This window comes from Cryobacterium sp. MP_3.1 (assembly GCF_035984795.1).
Taxonomy (GTDB): Bacteria; Actinomycetota; Actinomycetes; order Actinomycetales; family Microbacteriaceae; genus Cryobacterium; species Cryobacterium zongtaii.
In genome coordinates this window covers 65,799-80,033 of record NZ_JAXCHV010000016.1, presented here as the reverse complement: position 1 = coordinate 80,033, position 14,235 = coordinate 65,799, and the positions used below count along the sequence as shown (strand labels likewise).

General features: G+C 67.0%; 15 protein-coding genes and 1 pseudogene. 8 read left to right on the top strand and 8 right to left on the bottom strand.

Annotated features, from left to right (window positions below):
• Window positions 1-180 precede the first annotated feature (180 nt).
• Entirely contained in the window at window positions 181-588 is a 408-nt protein-coding gene (locus tag RCH12_RS11675) for a RidA family protein (RefSeq protein ID WP_327016962.1), read from the top strand.
• 3 nt (window positions 589-591) lie between these two features.
• Window positions 592-1,233 carry a Pr6Pr family membrane protein gene (locus RCH12_RS11670; RefSeq protein ID WP_327016961.1) on the top strand — a complete coding sequence of 214 codons (642 nt, stop codon included), beginning with the start codon at window positions 592-594 and terminating at the stop codon, window positions 1,231-1,233.
• A gap of 41 nt (window positions 1,234-1,274) precedes the next feature.
• Here the strand turns inward: RCH12_RS11670 and RCH12_RS11665 are convergent, their stop codons facing one another.
• Window positions 1,275-1,436, bottom strand: coding sequence for a hypothetical protein (locus RCH12_RS11665; protein WP_327016960.1), 162 nt, complete (start codon window positions 1,434-1,436; stop codon window positions 1,275-1,277).
• Window positions 1,433-2,335: a LysR family transcriptional regulator gene (locus RCH12_RS11660; RefSeq protein ID WP_327016959.1), complete on the bottom strand. Its 903-nt coding sequence runs from the start codon at window positions 2,333-2,335 to the stop codon at window positions 1,433-1,435. The genes RCH12_RS11665 and RCH12_RS11660 overlap by 4 nt, the downstream gene beginning before the upstream one ends.
• A 72-nt stretch (window positions 2,336-2,407) precedes the next feature.
• On the opposite strand from RCH12_RS11660, the pseudogene RCH12_RS11655 reads away from it, so the two are divergent.
• Window positions 2,408-3,253 (top strand): annotated as a pseudogene (locus tag RCH12_RS11655) (DMT family transporter); the annotation flags it as partial.
• Between the two features lie 120 nt (window positions 3,254-3,373).
• Here RCH12_RS11655 and RCH12_RS11650 read toward each other — a convergent pair.
• Window positions 3,374-3,742 carry a VOC family protein gene (locus RCH12_RS11650; RefSeq protein WP_088455485.1) on the bottom strand — a complete coding sequence of 123 codons (369 nt, stop codon included), beginning with the start codon at window positions 3,740-3,742 and terminating at the stop codon, window positions 3,374-3,376.
• A gap of 68 nt (window positions 3,743-3,810) precedes the next feature.
• Here RCH12_RS11650 and RCH12_RS11645 point away from each other — a divergent pair, with 68 nt between their 5' ends.
• The gene (locus tag RCH12_RS11645; RefSeq protein ID WP_327016958.1) at window positions 3,811-4,266 is read left to right on the top strand and encodes a MarR family winged helix-turn-helix transcriptional regulator; all 456 of its coding nucleotides are present in this window, start codon (window positions 3,811-3,813) and stop codon (window positions 4,264-4,266) included.
• A gap of 151 nt (window positions 4,267-4,417) precedes the next feature.
• Window positions 4,418-5,761, top strand: a complete 1,344-nt coding sequence (locus RCH12_RS11640; protein WP_103431030.1) for an aminotransferase class III-fold pyridoxal phosphate-dependent enzyme — start codon at window positions 4,418-4,420, stop codon at window positions 5,759-5,761.
• A gap of 88 nt (window positions 5,762-5,849) precedes the next feature.
• On the opposite strand, the gene RCH12_RS11635 is transcribed toward RCH12_RS11640, so the two are convergent.
• The gene (locus RCH12_RS11635) at window positions 5,850-6,338 is read right to left on the bottom strand and encodes an OsmC family protein (RefSeq protein ID WP_103431028.1); all 489 of its coding nucleotides are present in this window, start codon (window positions 6,336-6,338) and stop codon (window positions 5,850-5,852) included.
• Between the two features lie 89 nt (window positions 6,339-6,427).
• On the opposite strand from RCH12_RS11635, the gene gabT reads away from it, so the two are divergent.
• Both gabT and RCH12_RS11625 read left to right on the top strand, forming a co-directional pair.
• On the top strand, window positions 6,428-7,810 hold the full coding sequence (gene gabT / locus RCH12_RS11630; protein WP_103431026.1) for a 4-aminobutyrate--2-oxoglutarate transaminase: 1,383 nt from the start codon (window positions 6,428-6,430) through the stop codon (window positions 7,808-7,810).
• Window positions 7,811-7,812: 2 nt separating this feature from the next.
• Window positions 7,813-8,853, top strand: a complete 1,041-nt coding sequence (locus RCH12_RS11625; protein WP_327016957.1) for an asparaginase — start codon at window positions 7,813-7,815, stop codon at window positions 8,851-8,853.
• Here the strand turns inward: RCH12_RS11625 and RCH12_RS11620 are convergent.
• Window positions 8,850-9,479, bottom strand: a complete 630-nt coding sequence (locus RCH12_RS11620; protein ID WP_327016956.1) for a cob(I)yrinic acid a,c-diamide adenosyltransferase — start codon at window positions 9,477-9,479, stop codon at window positions 8,850-8,852. The two genes, RCH12_RS11625 and RCH12_RS11620, sit on opposite strands and share 4 nt — an antisense overlap.
• Before the next feature lie 129 nt (window positions 9,480-9,608).
• On the opposite strand from RCH12_RS11620, the gene RCH12_RS11615 reads away from it, so the two are divergent.
• The gene (locus tag RCH12_RS11615) at window positions 9,609-11,312 is read left to right on the top strand and encodes a BCCT family transporter (protein WP_327016955.1); all 1,704 of its coding nucleotides are present in this window, start codon (window positions 9,609-9,611) and stop codon (window positions 11,310-11,312) included.
• On the opposite strand, the gene RCH12_RS11610 is transcribed toward RCH12_RS11615, so the two are convergent.
• From RCH12_RS11610 to RCH12_RS11600, 3 genes are read right to left on the bottom strand one after another with little or no spacing between them, the layout of a single operon-like run.
• Window positions 11,309-12,118: an ABC transporter permease gene (locus RCH12_RS11610; RefSeq protein ID WP_327016954.1), complete on the bottom strand. Its 810-nt coding sequence runs from the start codon at window positions 12,116-12,118 to the stop codon at window positions 11,309-11,311. The two genes, RCH12_RS11615 and RCH12_RS11610, sit on opposite strands and share 4 nt — an antisense overlap.
• Window positions 12,115-13,032 (bottom strand): ABC transporter permease, encoded by a 918-nt coding sequence (locus RCH12_RS11605; protein ID WP_327016953.1) that lies wholly within the window; start codon window positions 13,030-13,032, stop codon window positions 12,115-12,117. The genes RCH12_RS11610 and RCH12_RS11605 overlap by 4 nt, the downstream gene beginning before the upstream one ends.
• Complete coding sequence (locus RCH12_RS11600; RefSeq protein WP_327016952.1) at window positions 13,033-14,235, bottom strand: ABC transporter ATP-binding protein; 1,203 nt, start codon at window positions 14,233-14,235, stop codon at window positions 13,033-13,035. It lies immediately after the preceding gene.

Sequence of the window (14,235 nt, the reverse complement as noted above, 5' to 3'; positions counted from 1 at the left end):
GCTATCCAGAACACCCGACGCACGGCACGGGAAACAGGAATACGCATGATCACTCCAAAGAATCAGAGTGTTGCGCTGACCCCTTGAACCCAAGCGGCATTTCGTCCTATAAAAGTTCCGGATTCCTAACTTCGTGGCGCGCGGGCCCGTGCCCGGATGCGTCTTCGATACGTTGAGGGCATGTCTCACACAGTTTCCCTCATCCGCTCAGCCGACCTGTCCGATGTTGCAGAGTACGCCTACGCCGCCACGGCTCCCGCTGAGGCGCGCCTGATCTTCTTGGCCGGTGCGTGCCCGCTGAACCGTGATGGCAGCACGGCCGGAGTGGGAGACTACGCAGCGCAGGCCGGCAAAGCGATGGAGAACCTGGTTGTCGCGCTGAAGGCGGCGGGAGCCGAGCTCGATAACGTCGTGAGCACCCGGGTTCTTGTGGCATCGTCCAACCGGAACGACCTCGTCGCCGCGTGGGAGGTCGTCCGTGCGGCATTCGGCCGGCACGACGCGCCGAGCACGCTCATGGGAGTGGCCGTGCTCGGGTACCCGGATCAGCTCGTCGAGATCGAAGCCGTCGCGGCCGTGAGCGACTGACGAATGTGCCCGAGAGCTGTTCTGGTCGGATTCGGCCGCGCGGGCTGCGGCCTGGTGATCGGGGCGGTTCTCATCTACTTCTACGCCGTCCGCATCTCCGTCGGAGACGGCAACCCATTCGACTACTTCGGCTACTTCACCAATCAGACGAGTCTGCTCGCCAGCCTCATCCTGATCGCTACCGGGGTGCTGGTCGTCCTCGGCCGAAGCGTTCCTCCGGCACTCACCCTCATGCGAGGAATCATTACGGCGTACTTGCTTGTGGTCGCCGTGATCTACAACCTCCTCGTCCCGGGAACAGGGTCGGCACCGCCGTGGGTGAGCGCCCTCCTCCACGTCGTCTTCCCGCTCCTCGTCGCACTCGACTGGCTGCTCGTCGGCGACCGTCCGCGCTTGCCCTGGCGACGGCTCTGGATGCTGCTCCCCTACCCGGTCCTGTGGCTGACCACGGTCCTGATTCGCGGCGTGACCGACGGTTGGGTTCCCTACGGGTTCCTGCTTCCCGAACGCGGGATCGCCTCGCTCCTCGTGCACGTCGTCGGGCTGCTCGCGGCGATCATCGCCGCGGGCGCACTCGTCTGGGCTGCCAGCCGATCACGCGGCCTCTACGTCCGAGCCGCGGAACTATCGCCGCACCGGGCGTAGAGCGCTCCTTTTCGCCAACGCTGACGATCGCCGGGCTCCGATCATCCGCCGGTGTACATCTCCATGGCCATCTCGGCACCCGCCGCGGCGCAGGCATCCGACACCTCCTGCACGGCACTGATCCACTCCGCGGACCCGATTCCGGTCGTTCCCATGGCACCGAGGTCAACCATCGGCGCAACGTCCTTCAGCGCGGCGGTCACCGAATAAGAGTTCCGGCAATGATCCGGATCTGTGACAGGACTGCCGTCGCGTTGGACCGCTCCAGAGTCTCCGGTCGAGCCAGGCAGTCGATGTGCCGCCCCAGGCCGGGGTGAGCGAGCGGACGAAGGACCACCCCCGGATGCTCACGCAAGTCGGTCGTATACCGGGGCATCAGGGCGACGCAGCCGCTCGCTTCGACAACCGAAGCAGCAACGGAGAACTCGTTGATCCGGTGCAGGATGCGCGCCTCGCTCCCGCCGATTCCGGCTATCACGGAGAGAGCCTGCTTGAGCGGGAAGCCTTCGTGCACGGCGACCCACGCCTCGTCGAGAAGATCCGCCGGTTCGATCGCAGCCTTCATCGCGAGTGGGTGATCGCGTCGGACAGCGATATCCAGGGGCTCGAACAGAATCGGTTCCACCCGCACCGACCCCGGCCATGACGGGCTGCCGACCAGCCGATGTGCGAGGACCAGATCATGATCGGCGGTGAGAAGGGGGAAGTCCTCCTGAGCCACGTCGAAATCGCTCAGCCGGACATCAGGCCGCTCCGGACTCGCGCAGGCGGCTACCAGCGGACCGAAAATGGCCAGGCCCGCGCTGTGGAACGCCGCCACTGAAACGGTGCCCAACGGATCGCCCTGGAACAGCTCCACCGCCTGTCGGGCGCGCTCGAGCGCCACTTCCACGTCGATCGCCGCCAGCGCCAGCGCCCGCCCGGCATCGGTTAGCGCGGTCCGCCGCCCGTCCCTGAACGTCAGCGGGGCGGCAGAGTGGCGTTGCAAGGCGCTGATCTGTTGCGATACCGACGACGGCGAGACGTACAGCGCCGCGGCGACGGCGGCGATGCTGCCCCTGTCCCCCAGCTCTCTCAGTGCGCGAAGCTGACCCAGTTCCATAAGTTCAAACTAAAGCATTCGATATCAAACTCCTCTCTTGTCTTACGCGAGGGAGAACCGGACGATGGTGGAATGCCTGCTCTCCTCCGCCGATTCCACGTCGACCTGCTCCTGCTCCTGGTCGCCGCCTCGTGGGGGTCGACCTACCTCGTGGCCAAGGAACTCGTGCAGCAAGAGTCCGTGGTGGCGCTGCTGGCGCTCCGGATGCTGCTCGCCGCAGCCCTCATGGCGGCGATCGTGGCCGCTCGGCGGAACCGGATCACCGCGGCGGAGCTCCGCGCTGGCGTGCTCCTCGGGGCGATCTTGGCCGCCGTGTTCGCGTTCGAAACCTTCGGGATAGCCCACACGTCGGCCACGAACGCCGGGCTCATCATCAGCCTCACGATTGTGTTCACCCCGATTCTGGATTCCGCGGTTTCCGGCCGCCAACTGCCCGGCAGGTTCTTCCTTGCCGCCACGATCGCGATCGGTGGAGTCGCCTTGCTCGCCAGCAATGGCGCGTTCCACACGCCGAGCCTCGGCGACCTGCTCATCCTCGTCGCCGCGATCATTCGCGCCATCCACGTCACCTCGATGTTCACACTCACCGGCACCAAGCCGATGAATTCGCTTCACCTCACGACGGTCCAACTGGCCACCTGCGCGACACTGTTCTCGGCGGCGTCTCTGTTCTACGGCGACTCGATCCCGCATTTCCTGGCCAACCTCGACACCGCGCGCGCAGTCCTGTTCCTCTACCTCGTTCTCGCCTGCACAGTCTTCGCGTTCCTGGTACAAACCTGGGCGGTCCGGCGCACCTCGCCATCCAGAGTGAGCCTCCTCCTCGGAACCGAGCCGATCTGGGCGGCAATCGTCGGAGTTGCGATCGCTCGTGACACCGTGACCCTCCCTGGATACTTCGGTATCGCACTCATCCTGGCGGGTACAGCATGGGGCCGTTCCCTCGAGCAAGGGCACCGCCTCGACGAACGCGCAGGGGACGAAGCGTCTCTCAGCGTCGTGGAAAGGTCGCCCAGCCGGGCGGCGGCGTTCGGTGCCTCAGGTTCGGTCGTGGAGGGTGACCTGGTAGCCGTCGGGGTCGGAGAAGGTGAACGTTCGACCGAATGGGCCGTCGATCGGGGCCGAGACGATCGTGTGGCCGTCGGCGACGAGAGCGTCGTGGATGGCCTGGACGTCGGTCGCGTGGAGCCAGATCGCGGCGCCGATGCCGGGCTGGGCAACTGACGCGAGGTCGGTGCCGGGAACGAGGTCTCGCAGCGCAAACGCAATCGGGGTCGTTTCAAAAACAACGGCGTGAGGCGGGCCCGCCAGCGAGCGGACCAAGCCGAGGTACTGCTCGTAGAACGCCTGCGAAGCGGCGAGATCGCGAGCTTGGAGGGAGATGAAGTCAGGGCCGGTGACAGGCATGGAGATGCTTCTTTCTGTTGCATTTGTGTCAGTTAGCTGACACGGACATTGTATGTCAAAATACTGACATGAGTCAAGACGGAATCGACCTGGAGACGTCACTGGGCTACCTGCTGAAAGAGGCGTCGAGCGCCCTCCGCGCCGCCATGGAAGCAGTACTGCGCCCGCTCGGGATGACCGTGACGCACTACTCCTGCCTCGAATTACTCTCACAGCGCCCTGGCCTGTCCAACTCCGAGCTCGCGCGAGGAGCGTTCGTGACACGGCAATCGATGAATGTGCTGCTGCAGGCTCTGGAACGAGACGGCTACGTGTCCCGCCCGGCGGAGGCTCGAGTTGGGAAAGTTCTTCCCGCACAGCTCACGCCACGCGGTCGACGAAGCCTCGAGAAGGCGACCGCTATGGTTCGTTCCGTCGAGGTCAGGATGCTGGGCGGCATGACGCCGGAAGAGCAGTCCGATGCGCACAACATCCTGCAGAGCATGATCCGTTCTTTGCGCAACGACGACGAGGGTGGAGCGTAACCTCACGGTTCGGGCGGATCGGCGTACTCATCGTCAGCAATAGACATCGAAGTGCCCGCTGCCTAGGGGCCGTTGCAGACTCCGTGCACGAATGCCCAGCTGCCGCGGCGGTACGGGGCACCCACCCAGCCGACGTCCGTAAACTGGGGGCATGTCTTCTTCCTTCTCGGTCAGCCAGGAGCGCAAGCTCGTCACCGCCCTTCCGGGCCCACGGTCAATCGCGCTGCAGGAACGACGCGTTCGCGCCGTGTCTCGTGGTGCCGGCACCCTCGCCAACATCTACATGGACCACGGCGCGGGAGCGATCCTGGTGGACGTGGACGGCAACCAGATCATCGACCTGGGTTGCGGCATCGGCGTGACCACGATCGGCCACGCCAACCCGGAGGTCGCCGCGGCCGCCGCCGCGCAGGCCGGCAAGCTCACCCACACCCTCTTCACCGTCACCCCGTACGAGAACTACGTGCGCGTCGCCGAGAAGCTCGCCGAGATCACCCCCGGTGACTTCGAGAAGCACTCGATCCTGGTCAACACCGGAGCCGAAGCCGTAGAGAACGCGGTGAAGATCGCCCGCAAGTACACCGGCCGCCGCGCCATCGTGAGCCTGGACCACGCGTTCCACGGCCGCACCAACCTCACCATGGCGATGACCTACCGTCCGTGGCCGGAGCGCGTGGGCATGGGCCCGTTCCCCGGTGAGATTTACAGCGTGCCCACCAGCTACCCCTACCAGGACGGCCTGTCCGGCGAAGAAGCGGCCGAGAAGACCATCGACTACATCCAGACCCACATCGGTGCGTCGGAGATCGCGGCGTTCTTCGTCGAGCCCATTCAGGGCGACGGTGGCATCGTCATCCCCGCCCCCGGCTACTTCAAGCGTCTGAGCGAGTTCTGCACCGAGAACGGCATCGTCTTCGTCTCCGACGAGATCCAGGCCGGCATCGCCCGCACCGGCACCTGGTACGCCATCGAGCACCACGGCGTCGTCCCCGACCTGGTCACCACGGCCAAGGGCATCGCCGGCGGATTCCCGCTCGCCGCCGTCACCGGCCGCGCCGAGATCATGGATGCCGTGCAGCCCGGCGGCATCGGCGGCACCTTCGGCGGCAACCCGGTTTCGACCGCGGCGGCCCTGGCGGTGTTCGACATCATCGAGCGCGACAACCTGCTCGACGAGGCCAAGCGCGTGGAGAAGGCCCTCTGGGCCCGCATCGGCGACTGGGCAGGCAAATTCGACATCGTCGGCGATGTGCGCGGCAAGGGCGCCATGTTCGGCGTTGAGCTTGTGCACCCCGGCACCAAGAAGCCGTTCCCCGAGGCTCTCGCGTTCGTGCTCAAGCACGCCACCACGAACGGCGTCATTGTGCTGGATGCCGGCAGCTGGGACTCTGTGCTGCGGATCATGCCGTCAGTGGTCATCTCCGAGGCCCTCATCGACGACGCCGCCTCGGTGCTCGAAGAGGCCCTCACCCTGTTCGCGGCCACCCAGAAGTAAGCGCCGCACCTCGCGAAAGCGGTCCGATGGTCACCTCCGCTGTGCGGAGGCAACCACAGGGCCGCTTTCGCGGTTTAGGTGGGCGGGCTTAGAGCAGCGAGGCCGGCTCGGCGATGATGGTGATTGGTTCGTGACCGACCGGGAAATTGACCGACGCCGCGATGAAGCAGGCCTTGGACGCCTCGGAGTGCAGGGATTGAGCCAGCTCCGCCTGGTCCGGGTCGGCGATGGTGACCCGGGGACGCAGGGTGGCAGCGGTGAAGTGGCCACCGCCATCCGCCGTCTGCGCCATGGTGCCGATGGCGTCGTCGGAATAGCCGACCACGACCACCCCGTGTCTGGCGGCCACGTGCAGGTAGGAGAGCAGGTGGCACTGGCTGAGCGCTCCCAGCAGCAGCTCCTCGGGGTTCCACCGGTCGGCATCGCCGTGGAAGGTGCGGTCGGCCGAGCCGGCGATCGATTCCTTGCCCGACGAGGTGAGAACGTGGTCGCGGCCGTACGCCCGATAGCTGCTGGTGCCGGTGCCGCGGTTGCCCGTCCAGTGGATCTGCACGGCATAGTGATGTACACCGATCATGGCGTCTCCTTCGGGTTTCACGCTTACTGGTAATTCTCGCAGGGAATGGCCCGGCTGCTCGCCGGTGCGGGCGGTAAACTGGCGCGATCATGACTGACACGCTGACTGATTCCGCTGCCGCATCCACCCCCTCGTCCCCGGTCTACACGGTGACCCAGGAACGCAAGATCGTGACGGCCATCCCCGGCCCGCGATCCACGGAGATGCACCAGCGACGCCTCGCCGCGGTTTCCACCGGCGTCAGCTCCGCTCTGCCGGTCTACATCAAGAAGGCCAGTGGCGCGATCATCGTCGACCTCGACGACAACCAGTTCATCGACCTGGGCGCCGGCATCGGCGTGACCACGGTCGGCCACTCGGAGACCAGCGTCGTCGCCGCCGCGACCGGCCAGCTGAACGACTTCGTGCACACCCTGTTCACCATCACGCCGTACGAAGAGTACGTGCGCGTCGCCGAGCTGCTCGCCGCGCACACCCCCGGCAGCTTCGCCAAGAAGACCGTGCTGATCAACTCGGGCGCCGAAGCCGTGGAGAACGGCGTGAAGATCGCCCGCAAGTACACCGGCCGCCGCGCCGTGGCCGTGCTCGACCACGCGTACCACGGCCGTACCGTGCTCACCATGGCGATGAACTACAAGGCCGCCCCGTACGCCACCGGCTACGGCCCGCTGGCCGGCGACGTCTACCACGCCCCCAGTTCGTACCCGTATCACGACGGCCTCAGCGGCGCCGAAGCCGCCGCCCGCACCATCGCGTACCTGGAGAAGGTCATCGGCGCCAGCGACTTGGCCTGCCTGGTCGTGGAACCCATCCAGGGTGAGGGTGGCTTCATGGTTCCCGCCGAGGGTTACCTGCCGCTGCTGCAGGAGTGGTGCACTGCAAACGGCGTCGTGATGATCGCCGACGAGATCCAGAGCGGCATGGCTCGCACCGGCGCCTACTTCGCCAGTGAGCACTTCGGCTGGGAGCCCGACCTGGTGCTGATCGCCAAGGGCATCGCCGGCGGCATGCCCCTGGCCGCCGTGACCGGCCGGGCCGAGATCCTCGACGCGTCGCAGCCCGGCGGGCTCGGCGGCACCTTCGGCGGCAACCCCGTCGCCTGCGCCGCCGCGATCGCGGTATTCGAGGCGATCGAGAACAACAACCTCCTCGCCGAGGGCCAGCGCATCGAGAAGACCCTCCGCGCCGGCCTGACCGCCTTGGCCGACAAGCACGACATCATCGGCGACATCCGCGGCCGTGGCGCCATGATCGCCATCGAGCTCGTGCAGCCCGGCACCCAGACCACGACCAAGGCACCCAACGCCGCCGCGGTCACCGCGATCGCCGCCTACGCGGCGCAGCACGGCGTGCTGCTGCTCACGGCAGGCACCTACGGCAACGTGCTGCGGTTCCTGCCCAGCCTGGCCGTGACGGATGCCCTGCTGGCCGACGCCCTGTCGGTCATCGACGACGCGATGGCGACGCTGTAATCGTGACGACGTCGACCTCTCCTGCCGCCTTCGGTGCCGCAGCGCCCTCCACCTCAGGCACCATCGAAGTGATCGACGCCGTCGAACTGGCCGTCGTGGAACGCTCCGGCTTCATCGAGTCCCGCCACGCGGGCGCCGCCGTCGTGCTCGGCACTGACGGCGCCGTGCTCCGCGCCCTTGGCGACGTCAACGCCCCGGTGTTCCCGCGCTCGTCGATGAAGCCGTTCCAGGCCATCGCGGTGATGGCCAGCGGCGTGGTGCTGCGCGGTGAGGATGCCGCGATCGCAACGTCCAGCCACTCCGGCACCCAGAAGCACACCGACCTGGTGCGGGGCCTGTTGGCCCGCGCGGGTCTCTCGGAGGCCGACCTCGGTTGCACGCCCACCTGGCCGGGCGACTCGGGTACCCGCGACTCCCTGGTGCGCCAGGGCGCCGGCCCCGCCCCGATCTACTCGGACTGCTCGGGCAAGCACGCGGCGATGCTCGTGGCCTGTGTGCAGAATCACTGGCCGGTCACCGGGTACCTGGACGTCGAGCATCCACTGCAGAAGCGCATTCTCGACGTCGTCGAGCGGTTCACCGGCGAGCGTCCGGCCGCGACCGGCGTCGACGGCTGCGGCGCCCCGGTGCACGCGCTGTCGTTGACGGCCCTGGCCCGCGGCATCGCCCGTATCGCCACGTCGAAGTCCAGCTCACCGTTCGCCATCTACCGTGAGGCCGGGTTCCTGGCCGAGGCGGTACGGGAAAACGGTTGGGTGATCGCCGGACCCGGCCTGCCGGACTCGATCGCGATCGAGCGCCTGGGTCTGTTCGTCAAGGGCGGGGCGGAGGGCATCATGGTGGCCTCGGCCGAGAACGGCACGACGGTGGCGTTGAAGATCCTCGACGGCAACCTGCGCGCGGCCACCGTCGTGGCGCTGAGCCTGCTGGCGGATGCCGGCGCGGTGCCGCGGGCCGACATCGACGCGATCATCCCCGAACTGAAGGTCGCCGTGCACGGTGGTGGCCAGCCGATCGGCCAGATCCGCGCCAGCTACGTCTAGGGACGCTCGCTCGCGTCGGCCTCCTGCTCCATCGCCAGCGACGACGCCCCCGGCACCCACTGCACGTCACCGTGCTCGGCGTTCGCACCCCTGGCCAGCACGAACATCAGGGTCGATAGCCGGTTCAGATAGCGCGCGCACAGCGGGTTGACCGTCGTGGGGTGCGCGTCCACGGCGGCCCAAACCGAGCGTTCGGCGCGGCGCACGACGGCCCGCGCCTGATAGAGCAGCGACGCGGCGACGGTGCCGCCGGGAAGCACGAAGCCGCTGAGATCGGTGGCCTGCCGCTCGAAATGGTCGACGGCGCGTTCGAGGCGGGTCAGGTGCGATTCGCTGATGCGTGCACTCACGGCACGGGGGTCGTCCAGCGGTACGGCGAGGTCGGCGACCAGATCGAACAGGTCGTTCTGCACGCTGGCGAGGGTCGACGTCACCTCGATCGGCAGGTTGCCCACCGCCATCACCACGCTCACGGCAGCGTTGGCCTCATCGCAGTCTTCGTAGGCGGCGACGCGCACGTCGGTCTTCGCGACGTCGCCGTGCCGCCCGAAGGTGGTGCGCCCGGAGTCCCCCCTCCCGGTGTACAGCGCCGGTCCGGCAGTTTCGACATCATCGAGATCAGCCATAGCGGCAACTATAGTAATGTCCCCCGCATCCGCGTAGCGTTGAGGGACGTCGCGAGCAGGATTTTTCCGCTTCTCTGACCTGTTCGCACCGAGCATCGATCGACGAGTGTTCGATCAGCGAGGAGGGACATGTCCAAGGACCCTTCAGACGACAGCATCGAGGCCGCGCTCGGCGACGCGGTCAGCGAACCCGCCCGCACGGGCTGGGCCACCGTCGACAAAACCGTCTTCGGCGTCTCCGCCGGCATCATCGTGGTGGTCTGCCTGCTCGGGGTGCTGTTCACCCAGGCCGTGGGCGACGCCGCCGCATCCGCTCTGGGCTGGGTCACCGGCAACCTGGGCTGGCTGTTCATTCTCGGGGCGTCGGGCTTCGTCATCTTCGCGCTGGTGCTGGCCTTCGGCCGGTACGGCAGCATTCCGCTCTCACGGGAAGGGCAGGGCACCGAGTTCTCGACGCTGTCCTGGGTGTCGATGATGTTCAGCGCCGGCATGGGGATCGGCCTGATGTTCTACGGCGTCTTCGAACCGGTCACCCATCTGGAGTCGCCGCCGCCCTTCGTCGACGCGGCACCGAACAGCCCGGATGCCGCCAACGCGGCCATGGCGTATACCTTCTTCCACTGGGGACTGCACCCGTGGGCCATTTACTCGGTGGTGGGCCTGGCCCTGGCGTACTCGACCTACCGGATGGGCCGCGGCAACCTGATGAGCGCCCCGTTCCAGGCCATTTTCGGCAAGGAGCGGATCGAGACCAAGGGCTGGGGCAAGCCGATCGACATCCTGGCGATCATCTGCACCAAATTCGGGTCGGCGACCTCGCTCGGTCTCGGGGCCCTGCAGATTGCCGCCGGGATCTCGTTGCTGAGCACCGGCACGTTCTCCGACGACCCGGGCACCGCCCTGCCCATCATCATCATCTGTGTGCTGACCGTCGGCGTGGTGTTCTCCGCCGCGAGCGGTCTCGCGAAGGGCATCAAATGGCTCAGCAACACGAACATGGTGCTCTCCGCCGTGCTCGTGCTGTTCGTCTTCGTGGTCGGACCGACCGTGTTCATCCTGAATCTGCTGCCGTCGGCCATCGGGGCGTACCTGTCCGACCTTGTTCCCATGAGCTTCCACTCGGCGGTGTTCGGCGGCAGCGACTGGCTGGCCAGTTGGACGATCTTCTACTGGGCCTGGTGGATCTCCTGGACTCCGTTCGTGGGCACGTTCATCGCCCGGATCTCCCGCGGCCGCACCATTCGCGAGTTCGTTCTCGGCGTGCTCCTGGTGCCGACGGCGGTCAGTATCCTCTGGTTCGTGGTCTTCGGCGGGGCCGGGCTGCACTTGCAACTCAACGGTGTCGACATCGCCGGCACCGGCAGCGAGGCGGCGGGGTTCTTCGCGGCACTGCAACAATACCCGTTCTTCATCGGATCGGCCCTGGTGGTGATGGTGCTCACCGCGGTGTTCTTCGTCAGCGGGGCGGATGCCGGCGCCCTCGTGCTCGGGACGCTCTCGAGCCGCGGCCGCAAGGATCCCTGGAAGCCCCTGGTGATCTTCTGGGCGGTGCTCACCGGCGCCGTCGCCGCGGTGCTGTTGTTCGTGGGCGGGCTGGGCGCTCTGCAGACCTTCACGATCCTGGCGGCGAGCCCGTTCGTGGTGATCATCGTGGGCCTGTGCGTATCGCTGTATGTCGACCTGCGCCGCGACCCGTTGCGTCAGCGCACCCTCGGGCCGGTGCGCACCTCGTCGGAGGTGCTCGGCTCGGTGCCGTTCACCCGGCCGGCCACCGACGGCGACGGGCCGCCACCGGATGCCTCGCCGCCACCACCCGGCGACAGGTCCGGCTAGCCGAGGCGGGCCTGGCGCTTGGCCCGGGCTGCGGCGGACACCTGCGCGGTCACGACGATCACCAGGGCCAGGATGAACACCGCAGACGCGATCACGTTGGCCTCCGCCGGGATGCCCCGTGACGCCGAGATGTAGATGTACTTCGGGAAGGTGGTCACGGCCCCGGAGTTGAAGTTGGTGATGATGAAGTCGTCGAAGCTCAGCGCGAACGACAGTAGCGCGGCGGCGAGGATGCCCGGCAGCAGCAGCGGGAAGGTGATCCGGGCGAACACCTGGCCTGGCGAGCCGTAGAGGTCCCGGCCGGCCTCCTCGAGCGCGGGGTCCAGGCCGGCGACGCGGGCCTTCACCGTCACGACGACGAAGCTGATGCAGAACATCGTGTGCGCCAGGATGATCGTGAGCATGTCCTTGGGCACGCCGAGCGAGAGGAACTGCGCGGCCAGCCCGGCACCGAGCACCACCTCGGGGGTCGCCATCGGCAGGAACAGCAACAGGCTGGTGCCGGAGCGGAACCTGAACCGGTAGCGCACCAGGGCGATCGCGATCATGGTGCCGAGGGTCGTGGCGATCAGCGTGGCGGCCAGACCGATGATCAGGCTGTTCCCGAAGGCCTGGCACACGGCGCCGTTCTGCACCGCACAGACGTTCAGCCATTTGTCGAGGGTGAAGCCGCGCCAGGTGATGTTGGACTTCAGTGAGTCGTTGAACGAAAAGATGAAGGTGTACACGATCGGCACCATCAGGAAGATCAGCGCGAGCGCCGTGTACAGCGGCAGCAGCCACTTGCCGAGCGAGAGACGACTCACAGGAGCTCCTCGGTTCCGCTTCGCTTCACGTAGACGCCCACGATCACGAGGATCACGGTCATCAGGATGATCGACAGAGATGCCGCCGCGGGATAGTTCAGCAGCACCAGGAAGTTCGCCTCGATCACATTGCCGATCATCTGGGTGTCCGCCCCGCCGAGGAAGTCGCGGCTGGCATTGATGTAGTCACCGGCGGCGGGAATGAAGGTGAGCAGGGTGCCCGCCACGATGCCGGGCATCGACAGCGGGATGGTGACGGTGCGGAAGGTGTGGAACCCGCTGGCGTACAGGTCGTTGCCGGCCTCGAGGTAGCGCAGGTCCAGCCGCTCCAGGGTGGTGTAGAGCGGCAGGGTCATGAACGGGATGAAGTTGTAGGTCAGGCCGAAGATCACCGAGAACGCGGTGCCGGTGAGATGGGCGTCCGGGGCCAGCAGCGAGACGGCCTTCAGCGAGGTGACGAGGAACGATTCGTCGGAGAGCAGCTGCTTCCAGGCCAGCGTGCGCAGCAGGAAGCTGATGAAGAACGGTGCGATCACGAGCACCAGCATCAGGCTCTGCAGCAGCGGCCAACGCCGGGCGGTGACGCCGATGAAGTACGCCAGCGGATAGCTGAACAGCAGCGCCAGGACCGTGGCTACGAGCGCGTAGCCGAACGAGCGCAGGATGTGCGGCCAGTACTGGCCGATCACCTCGACGTAGTTCTCCCAGCGGAACGCGTAGCTGTACATGCCGATGTCACCGAACTCGCTCGGCGCCTGCAGCGAAGTGAGGATCAGCGACACCAGCGGAGCCAGGAAGAACAACACCAGATAGAGGATGCCCGGCAGCAGCAGGAGCAACGCCACCGGGCTGCGGCGGCGCGGCGGTGCATCCGTGGGCACGGCGGCGGTGCTGGCGAACGCGGCGAAGGCCATCTAGGCCTCCTCGAGCTCCGTGACGAGAGCGGCGCGACGCTGTGCGGCGATGCTCTTGGTGCTGGTGTCGGCGACGAACCTGGGGTCCGGCACGACGGGGTCGTCGTCGAGGCCGAAGCCGTGCTCGACGTTCCAGGTCACCCAGACCTCGTCCCCTTCGCCCTCGACAGGCCCGAAAGAACGGTTCTGTTCGAAGACGATGAGGACACCGACGCCGGGCACGCTCACAAGGTATTGGGTGCTCACACCGGTGAAGGACACATCCGTCACCCGGCCGGGGCCCATCACGTTGTGGCCGGAGTCGCGGACCGGTTTGTCCCGGTGCAGGGTGAGTTTCTCCGGGCGCACCCCGATGGTGACGTCGCCGGCGTGCCGGTGCGAGCGGGTCTTGGGCACCACGATGCTGCGACCGGCGACATCGACGGCGATGGACGTGCTGGTCTCCCCCACCACGGGCCCGGTGAAGAGGTTGGACTGGCCGAGGAAGTTCGCCACGAAAGCGGTCCGGGGCAGCTCGTAGAGCTGCTCAGGCGCGCCCAGCTGCTCGATCCGGCCCTTGTTCATCACCGCGATGGTGTCGGCCATGGTCATGGCCTCCTCCTGGTCGTGCGTGACGTGCAGGAAGGTGAGACCGACCTCCTCCTGAATGGTCTTGAGCTCAAGTTGCATCTGCCGGCGCAGCTTGAGGTCGAGCGCACCGAGGGGCTCGTCGAGCAACAGCAGCGCGGGCCGATTCACGATCGCCCGGGCCAGCGCCACCCGCTGCTGCTGGCCGCCGGAGAGCTGCACGGGCTTGCGCGCGGCCAGGTGGTCCAGCTCGACCAGCCGGAGCGCCTCATGGGCCTTTCCGAGGGCATCCGTGATCTTCCGCCGCCGCAGCCCGAAGGCCACGTTTTCGAGCACCGTCATGTGCGGGAAGAGCGCGTAACTCTGGAAGACGGTGTTCACCGGCCGCTGGTAGGCCTTTTGGGCGGTGACGTCAGTTCCGCCGATCAGGATGCGGCCGCCGGTGGGATCTTCCAGTCCGGCCACCAGGCGCAGAGTCGTGGTCTTGCCGCAGCCCGACGGGCCGAGCAGGGCGAAGAACGAGCCGGCGGGAATGACGAGGTCCAGGTGTTCGATGGCGGTGAAACCGGGGAAGCGTTTCTGGATGCCGACCAGCTCGAGGTCGGCACCCCGGTCGGCGAACGCGCCGCTGGGCAC

What these genes read in the sequence shown, in the direction of transcription:
- RCH12_RS11675 (WP_327016962.1), top strand. Translation starts at nt 181, where the DNA reads ATGTCTCACACAGTTTCCCTCATCCGCTCAGCCGACCTGTCCGATGTT.
- RCH12_RS11670 (WP_327016961.1), top strand. Translation starts at nt 592, where the DNA reads ATGTGCCCGAGAGCTGTTCTGGTCGGATTCGGCCGCGCGGGCTGCGGC.
- RCH12_RS11660 (WP_327016959.1), bottom strand. Translation starts at nt 2,335, where the DNA reads ATGGAACTGGGTCAGCTTCGCGCACTGAGAGAGCTGGGGGACAGGGGC.
- RCH12_RS11650 (WP_088455485.1), bottom strand. Translation starts at nt 3,742, where the DNA reads ATGCCTGTCACCGGCCCTGACTTCATCTCCCTCCAAGCTCGCGATCTC.
- RCH12_RS11645 (WP_327016958.1), top strand. Translation starts at nt 3,811, where the DNA reads ATGAGTCAAGACGGAATCGACCTGGAGACGTCACTGGGCTACCTGCTG.
- RCH12_RS11640 (WP_103431030.1), top strand. Translation starts at nt 4,418, where the DNA reads ATGTCTTCTTCCTTCTCGGTCAGCCAGGAGCGCAAGCTCGTCACCGCC.
- RCH12_RS11635 (WP_103431028.1), bottom strand. Translation starts at nt 6,338, where the DNA reads ATGATCGGTGTACATCACTATGCCGTGCAGATCCACTGGACGGGCAAC.
- gabT (WP_103431026.1), top strand. Translation starts at nt 6,428, where the DNA reads ATGACTGACACGCTGACTGATTCCGCTGCCGCATCCACCCCCTCGTCC.
- RCH12_RS11620 (WP_327016956.1), bottom strand. Translation starts at nt 9,479, where the DNA reads ATGGCTGATCTCGATGATGTCGAAACTGCCGGACCGGCGCTGTACACC.
- RCH12_RS11615 (WP_327016955.1), top strand. Translation starts at nt 9,609, where the DNA reads ATGTCCAAGGACCCTTCAGACGACAGCATCGAGGCCGCGCTCGGCGAC.
- RCH12_RS11605 (WP_327016953.1), bottom strand. Translation starts at nt 13,032, where the DNA reads ATGGCCTTCGCCGCGTTCGCCAGCACCGCCGCCGTGCCCACGGATGCA.